This is a genomic window from Nocardioides sp. FY1077 (assembly GCF_058681775.1).
This window is the reverse complement of sequence record NZ_JBZWDB010000001.1, coordinates 947,419-965,180: the sequence shown is the minus strand read 5'-3', so window position 1 is coordinate 965,180 and position 17,762 is coordinate 947,419. Positions and strand designations below refer to the sequence as shown.

Annotated in this window: 16 protein-coding genes; 11 read left to right on the top strand and 5 right to left on the bottom strand. The window is 75.0% G+C overall.

Going from position 1 to position 17,762, the window contains the following annotated elements; all coding sequences use genetic code 11:
- Window positions 1-8 precede the first annotated feature (8 nt).
- The 5 genes from AC4OR8_RS04505 to AC4OR8_RS04485 all read left to right on the top strand — a co-directional run bounded on the left by AC4OR8_RS04505 (window position 9) and on the right by AC4OR8_RS04485 (window position 3,643).
- Window positions 9-620: a nitroreductase family protein gene (locus tag AC4OR8_RS04505; RefSeq protein WP_492164374.1), complete on the top strand. Its 612-nt coding sequence runs from the start codon at window positions 9-11 to the stop codon at window positions 618-620.
- Between the two features lie 175 nt (window positions 621-795).
- Window positions 796-1,362 (top strand): DnaJ family domain-containing protein, encoded by a 567-nt coding sequence (locus tag AC4OR8_RS04500; RefSeq protein ID WP_492164373.1) that lies wholly within the window; start codon window positions 796-798, stop codon window positions 1,360-1,362.
- A gap of 62 nt (window positions 1,363-1,424) precedes the next feature.
- Window positions 1,425-2,519 carry an HpcH/HpaI aldolase/citrate lyase family protein gene (locus AC4OR8_RS04495; protein WP_492164372.1) on the top strand — a complete coding sequence of 365 codons (1,095 nt, stop codon included), beginning with the start codon at window positions 1,425-1,427 and terminating at the stop codon, window positions 2,517-2,519.
- A 4-nt stretch (window positions 2,520-2,523) separates the two neighbouring features.
- Complete coding sequence (locus tag AC4OR8_RS04490; RefSeq protein WP_492164371.1) at window positions 2,524-3,414, top strand: HpcH/HpaI aldolase/citrate lyase family protein; 891 nt, start codon at window positions 2,524-2,526, stop codon at window positions 3,412-3,414.
- A gap of 85 nt (window positions 3,415-3,499) precedes the next feature.
- Entirely contained in the window at window positions 3,500-3,643 is a 144-nt protein-coding gene (locus AC4OR8_RS04485; RefSeq protein WP_492164370.1) for a hypothetical protein, read from the top strand.
- 179 nt (window positions 3,644-3,822) lie between these two features.
- On the opposite strand, the gene AC4OR8_RS04480 is transcribed toward AC4OR8_RS04485, so the two are convergent.
- The 3 genes from AC4OR8_RS04480 to AC4OR8_RS04470 are packed head-to-tail and all read right to left on the bottom strand — an operon-like array spanning window position 3,823 to window position 5,473.
- Entirely contained in the window at window positions 3,823-4,668 is an 846-nt protein-coding gene (locus AC4OR8_RS04480) for a patatin-like phospholipase family protein (protein ID WP_492164369.1), read from the bottom strand.
- 30 nt (window positions 4,669-4,698) lie between these two features.
- Entirely contained in the window at window positions 4,699-5,154 is a 456-nt protein-coding gene (locus AC4OR8_RS04475) for an MmcQ/YjbR family DNA-binding protein (RefSeq protein WP_492164368.1), read from the bottom strand.
- Between the two features lie 4 nt (window positions 5,155-5,158).
- On the bottom strand, window positions 5,159-5,473 hold the full coding sequence (locus AC4OR8_RS04470; protein WP_492164367.1) for a hypothetical protein: 315 nt from the start codon (window positions 5,471-5,473) through the stop codon (window positions 5,159-5,161).
- Between the two features lie 34 nt (window positions 5,474-5,507).
- Between AC4OR8_RS04470 and dtd the strand changes: the two genes are divergently transcribed.
- Window positions 5,508-5,948 (top strand): D-aminoacyl-tRNA deacylase, encoded by a 441-nt coding sequence (gene dtd / locus AC4OR8_RS04465; protein WP_492164366.1) that lies wholly within the window; start codon window positions 5,508-5,510, stop codon window positions 5,946-5,948.
- A 64-nt stretch (window positions 5,949-6,012) separates the two neighbouring features.
- Here dtd and hutU read toward each other — a convergent pair whose 3' ends face one another.
- Together hutU and hutH are read right to left on the bottom strand one after the other, a co-directional pair.
- A complete protein-coding gene (gene hutU, locus AC4OR8_RS04460) occupies window positions 6,013-7,701 on the bottom strand; it encodes a urocanate hydratase (RefSeq protein WP_492164365.1) in 1,689 nt (562 codons plus the stop codon).
- Complete coding sequence (hutH, locus tag AC4OR8_RS04455; RefSeq protein ID WP_492164364.1) at window positions 7,698-9,293, bottom strand: histidine ammonia-lyase; 1,596 nt, start codon at window positions 9,291-9,293, stop codon at window positions 7,698-7,700. Before hutH ends, hutU begins: the two co-directional genes overlap by 4 nt.
- Before the next feature lie 344 nt (window positions 9,294-9,637).
- On the opposite strand from hutH, the gene AC4OR8_RS04450 reads away from it, so the two are divergent.
- The 5 genes from AC4OR8_RS04450 (at window position 9,638) to AC4OR8_RS04430 (ending at window position 17,758) form a co-directional block, all read left to right on the top strand.
- The gene (locus AC4OR8_RS04450) at window positions 9,638-10,933 is read left to right on the top strand and encodes a choice-of-anchor P family protein (protein ID WP_492164363.1); all 1,296 of its coding nucleotides are present in this window, start codon (window positions 9,638-9,640) and stop codon (window positions 10,931-10,933) included.
- 124 nt (window positions 10,934-11,057) lie between these two features.
- Window positions 11,058-12,275 carry an MFS transporter gene (locus AC4OR8_RS04445; RefSeq protein ID WP_492164362.1) on the top strand — a complete coding sequence of 406 codons (1,218 nt, stop codon included), beginning with the start codon at window positions 11,058-11,060 and terminating at the stop codon, window positions 12,273-12,275.
- 68 nt (window positions 12,276-12,343) lie between these two features.
- Window positions 12,344-12,832, top strand: coding sequence for a hypothetical protein (locus AC4OR8_RS04440; protein WP_492164361.1), 489 nt, complete (start codon window positions 12,344-12,346; stop codon window positions 12,830-12,832).
- 36 nt (window positions 12,833-12,868) lie between these two features.
- Window positions 12,869-13,798 carry an IclR family transcriptional regulator gene (locus AC4OR8_RS04435; RefSeq protein ID WP_492164360.1) on the top strand — a complete coding sequence of 310 codons (930 nt, stop codon included), beginning with the start codon at window positions 12,869-12,871 and terminating at the stop codon, window positions 13,796-13,798.
- A gap of 150 nt (window positions 13,799-13,948) precedes the next feature.
- Window positions 13,949-17,758 carry a heterodisulfide reductase-related iron-sulfur binding cluster gene (locus tag AC4OR8_RS04430; RefSeq protein ID WP_492164359.1) on the top strand — a complete coding sequence of 1,270 codons (3,810 nt, stop codon included), beginning with the start codon at window positions 13,949-13,951 and terminating at the stop codon, window positions 17,756-17,758.
- Window positions 17,759-17,762: the final 4 nt, after the last annotated feature.

Genomic DNA, 17,762 nt, shown 5'->3' with positions numbered 1-17,762 from the left:
TGACCTCCGTGGAGTTCCAGGACGTCGTGCGCCGCCGGAGGATGGTCCGCCGCTACGCCGAGCGGCCGGTCGACCCCGCCGTGGTCGACCGGGCCCTGGCCAACGCCGTGCGGGCGCCCAGCGCCGGCTTCACCCAGGGCTGGGGCTTCCTGGTGCTCGACCGGCCCGACGACGTACGACGCTGGTGGACGACGACGTCCGACTCGGTCGACGACCCCGACCCGTGGCTGACCGGCATGATGCGCGCGCCGGTGGTGATCGTGCCGTGCAGCAGCAAGGCCGCCTACCTCGAGCGCTACGCCCAGCCCGACAAGGGCTGGCGCGACCGCGCGGAGGCCCGCTGGTCGATGCCCTACTGGCACATGGACGCCGCCATGGCGAGCCTGTTGATCCTGCAGACCGCCGTCGACGAGGGCCTGGGCGCCTGCTTCTTCGGCGTCCCGCCGGGTCGGGAGGCCGCGGTGCGCGCGGAGTTCGCGCTGCCCGCCGACGTCGACCCCATCGGTGTCGTCACGATGGGCCACCGCGACCCCGACGACGCCGGCGCCGCGGGGTCGCCGTCGCGGCGCCCGCGCCGCGCCCTCGACGACGTGGTGCACCGCGGGCGCTGGGGCGGCTGAGCCGGGAGCGGACGGCTGCGTCGGGGGCGGGGGCACCCCGCCAGTCCAGCGAGGCGCCGAGGCCCGGTCAACGTCCCCCGCCCGGCCGCGGTCTCGGATCCGAGACCCGGCAGGCGTCGGTCCTCCAGACGGCCACCGCCCGGTCCGTAGGCTGGGCGGCGCGGAGGTGGGGTCGATGACCGACAGGACCGGGCGCGACGGCGGCGGCGCCGACGAGCGCGAGCGGCGCAAGCGCAGCGGACGCAGTGCCGCGGCCGCACGTATCGAGAACCAGGCCACCTGGGTCGACGAGCAGCTGCGCGTCGCGATGGCCCGCGGCGACTTCGACGACCTGCCCGGTGCCGGCAAGCCCATCGAGGGGCTCACCACCACCGACCACGACCCCGACTGGTGGGTCAAGCGCCTCGTCGAGCGCGAGCAGGTCACCGGGGTGCTCCCGCCCGCGCTGGCCCTGCGCAAGGACGACGCCGAGCTCGACGCCCGCCTCGACCGGCTGGTCGCCGAGAAGGAGGCGCGGGACGCGGTGGAGGACTTCAACGCGCGCGTGCTGCGGGCCCGCTACACGCCCACCGGCGGGCCACCCCTGATCACCATGCCGCGCGACGTCGAGCAGACCGTCGCGGCGTGGCGGGCCCGCCGGGAGGAGCGGCGCGAGGCGCAGCGACGGGCGCTCGCCGAGTCGACTGCGGCCACCCCGCCCGCGGCGGCCCGCCGCGGCTGGTGGCGCCGGCGCCGCGGCTGAGCGGAGACGGGCGAGAGATGGGTCATACCGGCCGGTAACCACCCGCTGCTACGTTCCGGCGCATGCGACCCGCCAAGGACTTCTTCCGCCCGCTCGCGGTGGGCGCCCCCGCGCCGCCGACCGAGATCCCGGCCCGGCCCAGCCGCGCGATCCATTTCTTCGATCCCAGCAACGCGAAGATGGCCGCGAAGGTGCCGCAGATGGTCGGCACCGTCGACGTCCTGCTCGGCAACCTCGAGGACGCCGTCAAGGCCGACAACAAGGTGGCCGCGCGCGAGGGCCTGGTGCGGATCAGCCAGGAGAACGAGGGCCTCGGCGGCCCCGACAGCCCCACCCAGCTGTGGACCCGGATCAACTCCCTCGACAGCCCGTGGGCCCTCGACGACCTCACCACGCTGGTGCCGGGCATCGGCGAGCGGCTCGACGTGGTGATGGTGCCGAAGGTGCAGGGCGCCGAGGACATCCACTACGTCGACCGGCTGCTCGCCCAGCTCGAGGCCAAGGCCGGGCTGACCCGGCCGATCCTGGTGCACGCCATCCTGGAGACGGCCCGCGGCGTGGCCAACATCGAGGAGATCTGCGGCGCCAGCCCGCGGATGCAGGGCCTCTCCCTCGGCCCCGCCGACCTCGCCGCCGACCGCCGCATGAAGACCACCCGGGTCGGCGGCGGCCACCCCGGCTACCTCGTGCGCCAGGACCCCCCGCGCAACGAGCTCGGGATCGCCGAGATCGACGCCGAGCGCACGACGTACCAGCAGGACCTGTGGCACTACACGATCGCCCGCATGGTCGACGCCTGCGCGATGCACGGCATCTACCCCTACTACGGCCCCTTCGGCGACATCGCCGACGTGGTGGCCTGCGAGGACCAGTTCCGCAACGCGTTCCTCCTGGGCTGCGTCGGCACCTGGAGCCTGCACCCGAAGCAGGTGCAGATCGCGCACCGCGTCTTCAGCCCCAGCGTCGAGGACGTCGCCCACGCCCGCCGCGTGGTCGCGGCCATGGGCGACGGCACCGGCGCGGTGATGCTCGACGGGAAGATGGAGGACGACGCCTCGCTCAAGCAGTGCCTGGTCATGGTCGAGCTCGCCGAGCGCCTCGCCGCCGTCGACCCCGAGCTGAAGCAGCAGTACGACGCGATCGCCACGGAGGCCTGAGCCGATGACCCCGCCGACGACCCAGCAGTCGACCCAGCACACGCCCCTGCGCTCGGTGCTCTACATGCCCGCCTCCAACCAGCGCGCGCTGGAGAAGGCACGGACGATCCCCTGCGACGGCCTCATCCTCGACCTCGAGGACGCCGTCGCCCCGGACGCCAAGCCCGCCGCCCGCGAGGCGGCGGTCGCCGCGGTGGCCTCGGGCGACTACGGACGCCGCACCGTGACGATCCGGGTCAACGGCATCGGCACCGAATGGCACGACGACGACCTGGCGGCCGCGGCGCAGGCGGGCCCCGCGGGCGTGGTGGTGCCGAAGGTGGGCAGCGCCGACGAGGTGCGCGCGCTGGTGGCCGCGTTGGAGAAGGCCGGCGCGCCGGACCACACCCGGCTGTGGGCGATGGTCGAGACGCCGCAGGCCGTGCTCGACGTGCGCGAGATCGCCGGCGCCTCCGAGCGCCTCGCCGTGCTGGTCATGGGCACCAACGACCTGGTCAAGGAGCTGTACGCCGAGCACGTGCCCGGACGCGCGCCGCTGCTGACCTCGCTGTCGCTCTCGCTGCTGGCGGCCCGCGCCGCCGGCGTCGCGATCCTCGACGGGGTCTACAACGACGTGCGCGACGAGGCCGGCTTCCTCGCGGAGTGCGAGCAGGGCCGACAGCTGGGCTTCGACGGCAAGACGCTGGTGCACCCCGGCCAGGTCGCTCCGGCCAACGAGCAGTTCGCCCCGTCGGCGCAGGCGGTGGAGGACGCGCGCGGCGTCCTGGAGGCGTGGGAGGCCGGCCGCGGCAGCGGCGTCGTCACCTACCAGGGGAAGATGGTCGAGCACCTCCACGTGGAGTCGGCGCGACGTGCCCTCGCCATCCACGACGCCGTGGTGGCCCTGCAGGGCTGAGCGGCCCCGGTCACCCCCAGAGGTGAGTGCGCCGCTCGCCCCGGCCCACTAGACCTGGGGGCTCCATCTCTGGAGGGAGTCTCACATGGTCCTGCTCGGACTGATCCTGCTGGTCATCGGCCTCGTCGTGTCGATGCAGGTGCTCATCTACCTGGGCATCGCGCTGATCGTCATCGGCGTGATCCTCAACCTGGTGCCGATCGGAGGCACCCGCCGCCGGGTCTATTGACCCCGCGACGGCGATTCGCTCACGACGACCCCCGGCCGACCGGCCGGGGGTCTCGTGCGTCCGGGGCCCCTCCACGGTCGCACCGGGAACTGGGAGGCGGAAACTGCCACTCGGTGGCTGAAATTTCGCCCACCCAGTTCCGGTTTCCCCGGCCGGCCGGGGAAACCGCCCACCCCGGCTCAGCCCCAGACCGCGCGGACCCGGTCGGCCCAGGCAGCGGCCTGGGCGTGGCCGGCCCGGGCGGAGCCGGGGCGGGCGGCGGGGTCGAGCACGTTGCGGCCGATCGCGGCGCGCGAGGCGGCGTCGGGGGCGACCACCAGGTGGGGCACGCCGAGGGCCTCGAGCTGCTGGCCGGCGCTGCGCACCGGGCCCACCGCCCGGTCGGCCGGGGCCAGGGCGACCACCCGGTCGCAGCCGGCGGCGAGGTCGGCGTTGGTGCCGGAGCGCACCCCGCCGTCGATGAGCACCCGCGTCCCCACCGGGATCGGCGGATAGACGCACGGCACGGCGCAGCTGGCGTTGACGGCGTCCTCGAGCCCGGTGTCGCCGCTGCGGTCGAGGGCCACCAGCGCACCCGTCGCGACGTCGACCGCGGTGACCACGAGGTCGCGCTCGGGCCAGGTCGTGCCGGTGAGGCGCAGCCGCACCTGGGCGTAGCGCTCCTCCACCGTCGGCGTGCCCCCGGCGGCCGCCACCCGCACCGCCCGGGCGCCCAGCAGCCGGCCGAAGCGCTCCACGTCGCCCCGGGAGCGCAGCAGCGCGAGGGCGAACGCCGCCACCACGCCCGCCCCGATCCGCGCCGGCGGGTCGGTGTCCTGGGGTGGCAGCAGCTGGCGGCGGTACAGCTCGTCGAGCGGCACGTCGCCGGTGACCTGCGCACCCACGATCGAGCCCGCCGACGTCCCGACCACCCGGTCGGCGGTGGTGAGGTCGATCCCCGCCTCGGCCAGCCCGGCGAGCAGCCCGGTCTCCCAGGCGATCCCGGTGATGCCGCCGCCACCCAGGACCAGTCCGCGTCTCGTCACGCGCCCATCCTGCCTGCGGGCGCGAGCAGGTCAGCCGCGCGGGCCCCCGCCCCCACGGCCGTCGGCGTCTCGTGCGTCCAGGGCGGCCACCCGCCGCGGGCCGGCGGTGGCGCGGTAGGAGGCGTCGACCAGCTCGGCGACCTCCGTCCACTGCTCGTCCCACGCCGGGGCGCCCGGCGCGACCAGGTCGACGCCGAGCCAGCCCGACGGTCCGAGGTAGGCCGGCACGAACACCCGAGGGTCGTCGAGCAGCGCGGTGCGCTCGGCGGGATCGGGCAGCACCACCACGCACGACTCGTGCTGCACCCACTCCCCGTCGACGCGCCGGGACGCGCCGTAGTAGGTGAACACCTTGCGGCGGGGGGCGACGTGGAACGCCGGCCGGCCGTGGGACACCTTCATCGCGGCGTCCGGCAGCGCCAGCGCCACCTCGCGCAGGCGCAGCAGGGCCGGGTCGTCGTCGCGGAACATCGGCGGGTGGGCCACCGGGTCAGCGTGGCTCCCAGCCGGCCAGGAAGTCCAGCACCACCTCGGCCGGCATCTCGCACGGACGCAGCCGCGGCGCGCCGTCGTCGGGCAGGTAGACGTTGGCGCTGACGATCCCGGGCCCGCCGAGCTCCTCGGCCCACACCTTCTGCGAGCGCCCGCCGACCTGCTCGCTGCGGGTCAGCCCCCAGGCGCGCCCGGCCCAGCGCACCGGCGACCACCCCAGCGGTACCCGCGCGAGCAGCGCCGCGACGTCGACGTCGACGTCCGGCCCGGGGTCGGCGGGGTCGGCGGGGTCGGGACCGGCGGGGTCGGGCACTCCCCCATCGTGCCCGCCGGGCCAGGATGGCGGCATGAGAGCAGTGGTGCAGCGGGTCCTGTCGGCGCACGTCGAGGTGGCCGGCGAGGTGGTGGGCGCCCTCGACGGGCCGGGGCTGCTGGTGCACCTCGGCGTCACCCACGACGACGGCCCCGCCGACGTCGCCTGGACCGCCCGCAAGATCTGGGAGCTGCGGCTGCTGCGCGAGGAGCGCTCGGCCTCCGAGGTCGACGCACCCGTGCTGGTGGTCAGCCAGTTCACGCTGTACGGCGACGCGCGCAAGGGCCGGCGCCCCACGTGGCAGTCCGCGGCGCCCGGGCCGGTGAGCGAGCCCCTCTACGTGGCGGTCTGCGCCGAGCTGGAGCGGCTGGGGGCGCGGGTCTCGCGCGGGGTGTTCGGGGCCGACATGCAGGTCACCTCGGTCGGCGACGGTCCGGTCACGCTGCTGCTCGACTCCCCGCGCCCGTCGTCCTGACCGGTCGACCAGCCCGGGAGCCCGGGCCCACCACCGCACGGGCGGCCCGGGGGTCCCGCAGAGGTCAGTCGCGCACAACCTGGTCCATCGGCACCCGCACGCCCTGCTCGGCGGCGACCTCGGCGGCCCGGGAGTAGCCGGCGTCGACGTGGCGCACCACGCCCGTCGCGGGGTCGTTGGTCAGCACCCGCTCCAGCTTCTCGGCGGCCAGCGCGGTGCCGTCGGCCACGCACACCTGCCCGGCGTGGATCGAGCGGCCCATCCCGACCCCGCCCCCGTGGTGGATCGACACCCAGCTCGCGCCCGAGGCGGTGGTGACCAGCGCGTTGAGCAGCGCCCAGTCGGCGATCGCGTCGGAGCCGTCGAGCATGGCCTCGGTCTCGCGGTAGGGCGAGGCCACCGAGCCGCAGTCGAGGTGGTCGCGACCGATGACCACCGGCGCGCTGAGCTCGCCGCTGGCCACCATCTCGTTGAACCGCAGGCCGGCCAGGTGGCGCTGGCCCTGGCCGAGCCAGCAGATGCGGGCGGGCAGGCCCTGGAACGCCACCCGCTCCCCGGCCATCCGGATCCACCGGTGCAGCCGCTCGTCGTCGGGGAACAGCTCGCACACCGCCCGGTCGGTGGCCTCGATGTCGGCGGGGTCGCCGGAGAGCGCGGCCCAGCGGAAGGGCCCGCGGCCCTCGCAGAACTGGGGGCGGATGTAGGCCGGCACGAAGCCCGGCACCTCGAAGGCGCGGTCGCAGCCGCCGGTGCGGGCCTCGTCGCGGATGGAGTTGCCGTAGTCGAACACCTCGGCGCCGCGGTCGCGGAAGCCGACCATGGCCGCCACGTGCGCGGCCATCGACGCCCGCGCCTGTGCGGTGAACCCCGCGGGGTCGCGGGCCGCGGCGGCGTGCCAGTCGTCGAACGCGACGCCCACCGGCAGGTAGGACAGCGGGTCGTGCGCGGAGGTCTGGTCGGTGACCACGTCGATCGGCGCCCCGGTCTCCAGCATCCACGGCACGACCTCGGCGGCGTTGCCGAGCAGGCCGATCGAGAGCGGACGGCGGGCGTCGCGGGCCTCGACGGCCAGCGCGACGGCGTGGGCGGCGGAGTCGGCGCGCACGTCGAGGTAGCGGTGCTCGATGCGCCGGGCGATGCGGGCGGGGTCGACGTCGACGCAGATCGCGACGCCGTCGTTCATGGTGACCGCCAGCGGCTGGGCCCCGCCCATGCCGCCGAGGCCGGCGGTGAGCGTGATGGTGCCGGCCAGGGTGCCGCCGCTGTGGGCGTGGCGACCGCCGGCCGCGAGGCTGTCGGCGACCGCGGCGAAGGTCTCGAAGGTGCCCTGGAGGATGCCCTGGGTGCCGATGTAGATCCAGGAGCCGGCCGTCATCTGGCCGTACATCGTCAGGCCGAGGTCCTCCAGGCGGCGGAACTCCTCCCAGCTCGCCCAGTCGCCCACCAGGTTGGCGTTGGCGATCAGCACCCGGGGCGCCCACGTGTGGGTGCGCATCACCCCGACCGGCTTGCCCGACTGCACGAGCAGGGTCTCGTCGTCACGCAGGTCGGTGAGGCAGGCGACGATCGCGTCGTAGGCCTCCCAGCTGCGCGCCGCCCTGCCGGTGCCGCCGTACACGACGAGGTCCTCGGGGCGCTCGGCGACGTCGGGGTCGAGGTTGTTCATCAGCATCCGCAGCGCGGCCTCGCTCTGCCACGACCGGGCGGTGAGGCCGGTGCCGCGCGCCGCGCGCACCGGCAGCCGGGGGTTCACCGCAGGCTCCCGACGACGCCCTCGGCGGCGGCGAGCACGGCGCCGGAGGCGACCAGGGCGACGGCGGCCTCGATCTCCGGGGCGAGGTGGCGGTCGGGCCCCGGACCCTCCACCCCGCCCGCGCGCAGCGCGGCGACCACCGCGGCGTGCGCCGGCGACGGCGTCAGTGGGCCCCGCAGCTCGAGCGCGCGGGCCGCCGTCATCACCTCGATCGCCACGACGCGGGTCAGCCCGTCGATGCTGCGGCGCAGCTTGCGCGCGCCCGACCAGCCCATCGACACGTGGTCCTCCTGCATCGCCGAGCTCGGGATCGAGTCCACCGACGCCGGCACCGCGAGCCGCTTCAGGTCGGAGACGATGGCGGCCTGGGTGTACTGCGCGATCATCAGCCCGCTGTCGACGCCCGGGTCGTGGGCCAGGAACGGCGGCAGGCCGTGGCTGCGGGACTGGTCGAGGAACCGGTCGGTGCGCCGCTCGCCGATCGAGGCGACGTCGGCGGCGACCACCGCGAGGAAGTCGAGCACGTAGGCCACCGGTGCCCCGTGGAAGTTGCCGTTCGACTCCACCCGGGAGGTGCCGTCGGGGTCGGTGACCACGACCGGGTTGTCGATCGCCGAGGCCAGCTCGCGCCCGGCCACGGTGGCGGCGTGCTCCACGGTGTCGCGGGCCGCGCCGTGCACCTGGGGCGCGCAGCGCAGCGAGTAGGCGTCCTGCACGCGGTGGCACTCCGGGCCGCGGTGGGAGTCCATGATCGCCGAGCCGGCCAGCAGGTCCACCAGGTTGGCCGCCGAGGCCGCCTGGCCGGGATGGGGTCGCAGGGCCTGCAGGTCGGCGGCGAAGACCCGGTCGGTCCCGAGCTGGCCCTCCACCGACATGGCCGCGGCGACGTCGGCGGTGCGCAGCAGCCGACGCAGGTCGTCGACGGCCAGCACCAGCATGCCGAGCATGCCGTCGGTGCCGTTGATCAGTGCCAGGCCCTCCTTCTCCGCCAGCTCCACCGGCGCGAGGCCCGCGGCCGCGAGCGCCTCGGCGGCCGGCACCAGCCGGCCCGCGGCGTCGCGCACGCTGCCCTCGCCCAGCAGCGCGAGCGCGCAGTGCGAGAGGGGGGCGAGGTCGCCCGAGCAGCCCAGCGACCCGTGCTCGTGCACCACCGGCGTGATGCGGTGGGTCAGCAGGTCGGCGAGCAGCCGGGCCGTGGCGAGCCGTACGCCGGTGCGCCCGGTCGCCAGGGTGGAGAGCCGCAGCAGCATCAGCGCCCGGGTGACCTCCTCCTCCACCTCCGGGCCCGACCCCGCGGCGTGCGAGCGCACCAGCGAGCGCTGCAGCCGCGCCCGCAGCTCCACCGGCACGTGCCGGGTCGCCAGCGCACCGAAGCCGGTCGAGACGCCGTACGCCGGCGTCGGCGCGGCGGCGAGCGCGTCGACCACCTCCCGGGAGCGCTCGATCGCGGCGCAGGCCTGGGCCGACAGCACCACCGGCGCGCCGTGGCGGGCCACCGCGACCACGTCGGCCGGGCTCAGCGGGCCGGTGCCGACCTCGACGGGGGTGACGCCGGTGGCCGGACCGGCAGCGGGAGTGGTGAGGGTGCTCATGGCTCCAGTGAAGGCCCGGCGCCTGCTCGCCGCGACTGCTCACGACGCCCCTCCGTCTCGGATCCGAGACGAGGCCACCCCGCTCGGGGTCGGTCGAACGGGCCCCGAGTGGGGGCCGGGACGGCCTGGCTCCACCCGCCGGGGTGTGGCTGCCGGCGGGCCTCGGCCGGGCGCGCAATTGATCGGGGTGCGAGCCGGACGAATTTGGCAGAACCGCCCACGAAAGCGCACCGGGCTGTACAGAATGCAGGTGCGACACGCTGTTACCCACAAGTCACATCGCTGTGTCGGCCCTGCTCGGAGGGCGTCCCCCACCCCTTGACCTGCACTCCTAGGAGTCTCAAATGTCTCGTCGACTGGTCCCAGTCGCCACGGCCCTGGCCGTCGCCGCGTCGACCGCGCTGCTCGCAGCGCCGTCGTCCGTCACGGCCGCACCCGGTGACACCGACGCCCGCGCCGCGGGCTCCAAGACCTCGTTCGCCTTCACCGCCACCGGCTACGGCTCGTTCGCCGACGGCGGGCAGATCCCGGTCGGCTCCGGCAAGACCGCCTTCAGCACGATCGCCTGCACCAACATCGCCGGCAAGACCCGGTCGAACTTCGTGGCCGAGGCCAACGTGCCCGGCCTCGGCCAGGTCTCCGGGGTCTCCACCGACGTGAAGACCCGTCAGACCCGCAACACGCTGACCTCGGTGGCCAAGCACGCCGTCGCCTCCGTCGACCTCGTGGAGACCCCCCTCGGGACCCTCCAGGTGACCGGCATCTCGTCCACGGCCAAGGTGACCTACACCAAGTCCGGCGAGAACAAGGGCTTCAAGACCTTCACCACCAGCAAGGTCGCGGGCATCACGCTCCAGGGCCCCGTCGGCGAGCCGCAGACGATCCCGATCCCCACCGAGGACGCGCCCACGATCGAGATCCCGGGCGTGGCCATCATCGACCTCGGCACGAGCGCGACCAGCAAGAACAAGGACAGCGCCAAGGCCTTCGCCAACGCGCTGCGCATCACCGTGCCGGCCACCGGCACCGTGGTGAAGCTGGCCCGCAGCGCCGCCAAGCTCGAGCGCGGCATCGTCTCCGGCATCTTCAACGGCAACTCCTACCCCGTGCGCGCCGACGTCCTCGGCGAGCTCGTGCGGGTGGGCAAGGCCATCAACTCGATCATGCCGTGCGCCGGCACCGGCGGCGACGTGCGCGAGAAGAACGCCGCCACCGTCGACCTCGGCGGCCAGCTCGTCGTGGACGGCGCCTACAGCCGCCAGCGGGGCGTGCAGAACGCCAAGCGCGCGCTCGGCTTCGAGGAGTCCGGCGTCGCGTCGGTCGACCTGGGTGACGGCGCCCTCGTCATCGAGGCGATCAACGGCCGCGTCAACGTCGTGCGTCGCGGCGGCAAGCTCGTCCGCAACGCCAACGGCACCTCCATCGGCTCGATCACCGTCGACGGTGAGCAGCAGGCCCTGCCGGACCCGGGCCAGCCCCTGGAGATCCCCGGCCTGGCCATCCTGGAGGCCAACAAGGTGCAGCGCATCGCCGGCGGCATCAAGGTGATCGCCCTGCAGCTCAAGCTGCTCCAGGGCACCGAGGTCGACTCGGTGGTCAACTTCGGTGCGGCCAAGCTGCGCATCCAGCCGGTCGACTGACCACCTGACACCCCTGCACCACCGCACCACCCGCCGGCCCGGTCCCTGCTCGCAGGGGCCGGGCCGGCGGTCGTACGTCGAGACGCGGCCCGGGACCACCCCGCGGCAGCGGTCTACTGGCGCCGTGACCGCTGCCGACGCCGCCGACACCCTCGACACGGGCGGGCCGCGCGAGGTCGGGCCGGCGCGGCGCTGGTCGATGCTCGCGGCGTCCACCCTCGCCCAGGCCGCGGCCGGCATCACCGTGCACGGCCCGGCGTTCCTGATCCCCTCCCTCGTCGACGACCGCGGCCTGTCGCTGGCCCAGGCCGGCCTGGTGGCCGCGGCACCCACGCTCGGCGTCACCCTCGCCCTGGTCGCCTGGGGCGCGCTCACCGACGTGCGCGGCGAGCGCGTCGTGCTGGTGGTGGGGCTCCTGCTCACCGCCGCCCTCGGCCTCCTGGCCAGCCTCCTCGACGGGGTGGTGCCCCTGGCCCTGGCGCTCGTCGCGGCCGGGGCCGCCGCGGCCAGCACCGCCTCGGCCAGCGGGCGGGTCGTGGTGGGGTGGTTCCCGCCCCACCGCCGCGGCCTGGCCATGGGGGTGCGCCAGATGGCGCAGCCGGTCGGGGTCGGCGTCGCCGCCGTCTCGATCGCCGTGGTCGCGGAGAGCCGCGGGGTGGGGGCCGCCCTGGTCGTGCCCGTCGTGGCCGCGGCCGTCGCGGCGCTGGTGGTGGTGACGGTGGTGGTCGACCCACCCCGTCCGCCCACGCCGCGCGGCGGCGCGGTCAACCCCTACCGCGGTGACCGCTACCTCGCCCGGGTGCACCTCGTGTCGGTCCTCCTGGTCGTGCCGCAGTTCCTCGTGTGGACCTTCGCCCTGGTGTGGCTGGTGCAGGAGCGCGGCTGGTCACCGGCCGCGGCCGGCGCCCTGGTGGCGGGCGCCCAGGTCGCGGGCGCCCTGGGCAGGGTCGGCGTCGGCCAGCTCAGCGACGTGGTGTCGAGCAGGCTGCGCCCGCTGCGCTGGGTCACCGTCGCCGCGGCCGCGGTGATGGCGCTGCTGGGCCTCGCCGCCGGGCTCGACCTCGCCGTGGCCGTCCCGCTGCTCGTGGTGGCCACCGTGGTCACCGTCGCCGACAACGGCCTGGCGTTCACCGCCGTCGCCGAGCGGGCCGGGCCGTCGTGGTCGGGCCGGGCCCTCGGCACGCAGAACACCGCGCAGTACCTCGCCGCCTCCGCCGTGCCGCCGGTCGCGGGCCTGCTCGTCGCCGACCTCGGGTACGCCGCGGCGTTCGCCCTGGCCGCGCTGGCCCCGCTGGCCGCCGTCGCGCTGGTGCCGGTGGCCGCCGAGCAGCCGCTGCACTGACCCGAGCGGGTGAGCCGCCCGGGCCCGGCACGGGAGGACAGTCTGTCGGCGACCCTAGGAGGCTCCTCATGACGACCACCACCATCGTGCTCATCGTCGCAGCCGTCGTGCTGCTCCTCGCCGTCGTGGCGGCCGTGCTCTTCGTCAGCGCACGCGCCAAGCGCCTCAAGGAGGCCCGCCTGGCCCAGGCCGGCAGCCTGCGCGAGACCGCCCGCGACCAGACCGGCACCGTCGTCGAGACCCGCCGCCACGCCGAGAGCGCCGAGGAGCGGGCCCGCCTGGCCCGCCTCAAGGCCGAGCGCGCCGAGGAGCAGGCCCGTGCGGCTCGCCAGGAGGCCACGGTCACCGAGGCCCACCGCGAGCACACGCTGCACCAGGCCGACGAGCTCGACCCCGACCGCCAGGCCGTCCCCGAGTCGCAGCCCACGACGCACCCGGCGCCGACCTCGCACCCCACGTCGCAGCCGACGACGCCGCTTCCCACCACGCCGCCGCCGGCGGCACCCCCGGCCACCGGCAGCACCCCGCCCGCCTCGGGCCGCCACCGCTCGGAGTGACCCGGTCGCGGCGGCCGGTCTGCCAGGCTCTGCCCCGTGGAGCAGCGACCGGTCCCGCCGCCGACCCAGGAGTCGACCCAGGAGTCGACCCTGGAGTCGACCGACCCGTCGAGGCCGGCGCCTGCGGCTGAGGCGCCCCGTCGTACGGCGGCGCGTCAGGTGCCGGCGGCGACCCGGGCCCTGCGGGTGCTGCGCTTCCTGGCCACCCAGCCCGACCCGGTGCCGCTGGAGCGCATCGCCCGGGCCTGCGACCTGCCCCGCAGCACCGCCTACCACCTGCTCGGCGCGATGATCGCCGAGGGCTTCGTGACCCACCTCGCCGACGAGCACCGCTACGGCCTCGGGGTCGCCGCGTTCGAGGTCGGCAGCGGCTACTCGCGCCAGGAGCCGCTGCAGCGGCTCTCGCGGCGCGCCCTCGCCGCGCTGGTCGACCGCGTGGGCCACACCGCCCACCTCGCGGTGCTGCACGGTCGCGACGTCCTCTACGTCGTGGAGGAGCGCGCCCCCGGCCGGCCGCCGCTGGTCACCGACGTCGGCGTGCGCCTGCCCGCGCACCTGACGGCCAGCGGACGGGCGGTGCTGGCCGGGCTGCCGGCCGCGCAGGTGCGCGCGCTCTACCCCTCGGCGCAGGAGTTCGTCGACCGCCACGGCGCGGGACCGCGCACGCCGTCCGACCTGCGCCGGGTGCTGCAGGAGACCCGTGCCCGGGGGTGGGCCACCGAGGACGGCGAGGTCACCCCCGGCACCGCCAGCATCGCGGCGGCGGTGCACGACCACAACGGCTTCCCGGTGGCCGGCCTGGCCGTCACCTACCCCGCGGACGCCGTGGTCGGTGACCGCCGGGTGGGGGCCGTGGCCCGGGAGGTCGGGCGCACCGCCGCGCTGCTGAGCCGCCGCCTCGGCGGTCGCGACCAGCCCCCGGAGAACCACCCCGACCACTCGTGCGCCGACCCCGGCGACGTGTGACCCGTCACCTCTGCGACACCCCAAGTTACCTACCGGTAGGATCGGGCTCACTCCCCGGAGGCCCTGCGGCTGCGTCCGCCCGGGCCTAGGCTCGCGGCACGTCGCGGCCGCCCCGGGACGTGCCTCCCCCGACGAAGGGCCACCGGTTCCATGCAGATCTTCGCCATCGTTGTCTCGTTGGCCTTCACCGCCGTCGCACTGGTGATGACCACCATCGCCGTGAGGTCGATGGTCGGCACCATGCGCATCGGGCAGCCGGTGCACGGCCGCACCGACCAGCCGCTGCGCCGGTCGCTGACGATGTTCAAGGAGACGTTCCTCCACACGCGGATGCTCCAGTGGACCGCGATCGGGATCATGCACTGGTTCGTCTACGCGGCCTTCATCTTCCTCAGCTCCGCGGTGCTGACCGGCTACTTCCAGCTCTTCGACCCCGAGTTCGCCCTCCCCGTCATCGGGCACTGGTACGTCTACGAGTGGACCGCCGAGCTGCTCGGCCTGCTCAGCACCATCGGCATCCTGTACCTGGTCCTCGTGCGCCAGCGGAACCACCCGCGCTCCCAGGGCCGCCGCAGCCGCTTCTTCGGCTCGACGATGTGGCAGGCCTACTTCGTGGAGGCGATGGCGCTCCTCGAGGGCGGCGCGATCCTCTTCATCCGCGGCGCGGAGTACAACCTGCTCGAGCTCGAGGGCAGCGACAAGGGCGGTCGGGCGCACTTCCCGATCAGCTCGTTCGTCGGCGACGCGCTCTACCCCAGCTCGATCGGGGCGCTGGAGAACATCATCTTCTTCATCGCGATGTTCAAGATCGTGCTCGCGATGATCTGGCTCATCGTCATCTCCCGCAACCTCACGATGGGCGTGGCGTGGCACCGCTTCACCGCCTGGCCCAACATCTGGTTCAAGCGCGAGGGCTCCGGGCGCACCGCGCTGGGCGCGGTGAAGCCGCTCACCAACGCCGGCCAGCGCGTCAGCCTCGACGACATCGAGGACCTCGACGACGACGCCACGCTGGGCGTCGGCAGCATCGAGGACTTCAGCTGGAAGGGCATCCTCGACTTCACGACCTGCACCGAGTGCGGTCGCTGCCAGAGCCAGTGCCCGGCCTGGAACACCGAGAAGCCGCTGTCGCCCAAGCTGCTGATCACCGCGCTGCGCGACCACACCTACGCGAAGGCGCCGTACCTGAAGGCCTCCGAGGACGAGCGCGCCGCGATGGTCGAGAACGACGGCGCCCTGGCCCTCGAGGTGGAGCGGCCGCTGGTGGGCGACACCGGCGACGACTGGTTCTACAACCCCGACTCCGGCGTCGCCGTGATCGACCCCGAGGTGCTGTGGAACTGCACGTCGTGCGGCGCGTGCGTGCAGCAGTGCCCCGTCGACATCGAGCACGTCGACCACATCATCGACATGCGCCGCTACCAGGTGCTGGTCGAGTCGAACTTCCCCGCCGAGCTCAACGGGCTCTTCAAGGGCCTGGAGAACAAGGGCAACCCCTGGAACATGTCGCCGAACGCGCGCATGGACTGGGCCAAGGGCCTCGACTTCGAGGTCAAGGTGGTCGGCGAGACCATCGAGTCGCTCGACGAGGTCGAGTGGCTGTTCTGGGTCGGCTGCGCCGGCGCCTACGAGGACCGTGCGAAGAAGACCACCCGTGCGGTGGCCGAGCTGCTCAACATCGCCGACGTGTCCTTCGGCGTCCTCGGCAACGGCGAGACCTGCACCGGTGACCCGGCCCGCCGTGCCGGCAACGAGTTCGTCTTCCAGGGCCTGGCCCAGCAGAACGCCGAGACGCTCAAGGAGCACAAGGTCAAGAAGGTCGTCTCGACCTGCGCCCACTGCTTCAACACCCTGAAGAACGAGTACTCCGAGTTCGGCGTCGAGCTCGAGGTCGTCCACCACACCCAGCTGCTCAACCGCCTCGTGCGCGAGGGCCGGCTGACCCCGGTCAAGGACGGCGCGGGCGCGCAGAAGCGCTCCATCACCTACCACGACCCCTGCTACATCGGTCGCCACAACGGCGTCTACACGCCCCCGCGCGAGCTGCTGCAGATCCTGCCCGGCGCCGAGGTCGTGGAGATGGAGCGCAACTCCGAGCGGTCGTTCTGCTGCGGCGCCGGCGGCGCGCGCATGTGGATGGAGGAGAACATCGGCGAGCGGATCAACATGAACCGCACCAACGAGGCCGTCGCCACCGGCGCCGACCAGATCGCCGTGGGCTGCCCCTTCTGCCGCGTCATGCTCTCCGACGGCCTCACCATGAAGCAGTCGAAGGGCGAGGCCCGCGAGGAGGTCGAGGTCCTCGACGTCGCGCAGATGCTGCTGGCGTCGGTGAAGGGCGAGCAGGCGACCAAGCTGGCCCCGGGCGCCGGTGCGGCGGCCGCTGCCGCTGCTGCCGGCTCCGCAGGTTCCGGTGGGGGCACCACCACGCTCGAGCGTCCGGTCGAGACCAAGGCCGAGCCCGAGGCCGGCGACCCGACCATCACCGAGAACACCATCACCGAGACCCAGGACGCCGGCCCCCTGGCCAAGGCCAGCGGGGGCACGTCGCTCTTCGACAGCCCCGAGGCCGCGGCCGGCGACGACAAGCCGGCGAGCGCGACCACCGGTGGCTCGCTGTTCGACACCCCCGCCACGGCCGACGGCGGCAAGTCGGTCGCTGCGGAGGCCAAGGCCGCGAAGCCCGCGTCGTCGGGCGGGTCGATGTTCGACCTCGGGGGCGACGACACGTCGTCCGCGACGGCGCCGGCGCCTGCAGCGCCCGCAGCGCCTGCCGCGCCTGCCGCGGGGGCCGGGTCGTCGCTGTTCGACCTGCAGGCTCCCGAGCCCACGCCGGCTGCACCGGCTGCGTCGGCTGCGTCGGCTGCGTCGGCTCCCGCTCCGGCGGCGCCGACGTCCGGTGGGTCGCTGTTCGACATCCAGGCCGAGCCGGCAGCGCCGGTCGAGACGTCGGACGTCGAGGACGTCGACACCGCGGAGCCCGCCGGCGACGCCGAGCCGCAGGAGGAGCCCGAGCCCGCGGCGGCACCCGCCGCCGACCTCGGCTCCGGTGGGTCGCTGTTCGACATCCAGGCGCCCGCACCGGCGGCCACCCCTGCGCCGGCGGCACCCGTCGCGGCAGCGGCACCCGTCGCCGAGCCGGCTGCGCAGCCGGACCCCGCGGCGGAGACGGCCCCGGAGCCCGAGCCGACCCCGCCCCCGGCTGCGGTCTCGGCAGAGGCCGAGCCGGAGGCCACGCCGTCCCCGGCGCCGGCCGCCCCGGTGGTGGCCCCGGTGGCCGCCCGTCCCTCGAGCCGCTCGCTGTTCGACATCGCCGCGCCCCCGGCGTCCGCCGGTGCGGCGGTCGCCGAGCAGCCGGCCCCGGCCGAGGCCCAGCCTGAGGCCCAGCCCGTGGCCCAGGCCGAGCCGGAGCCTGTGGCAGCGGCGCCGGTCGCGCCCCAGGCGCCGACTGCTCCCCCGGCAGCGCCGACCACCTCGGTGACGCCGCAGGCCGGCATCCCTGAGGGCGGGTCGCTGTTCGACATCCCCGCGCCGGAGCCGGTCGCGTCAGCGGCCGGCCCGGAACCGGTCGTGCCGGCCAGCACCCCGGAGCCGACCGCCACCCCCGCGACGACGGCCGCCGCGGGCGGTGCCGCCCTCAGCGCGGCCGCCACCCAGGCGGCCACCGACGAGGACGACGCCCCGGCGCAGCCCGAGGCGACGGGCCTGGTGGAGGAGACGGTGCTGGACGGGGGAGACGCCGACCCCGCGCCGGCCGACGAGGCGGAGGCCGAGCTGGCCGAGGCCGAGGACGCCGCCGCGGTCGACGAGCCCGCCCAGGTCGCGTCGCCGCAGACCGAGCCCGAGCCGGTGGAGGCCGACCAGGCTGAGCCCGAGCAGGCGCCGTCCGGCAACGGCACCGGTCACACCCCGCGCACCGACGTCGAGATCACGGGCTCCGGCTCGCTGTTCGACCTCTGAGCGA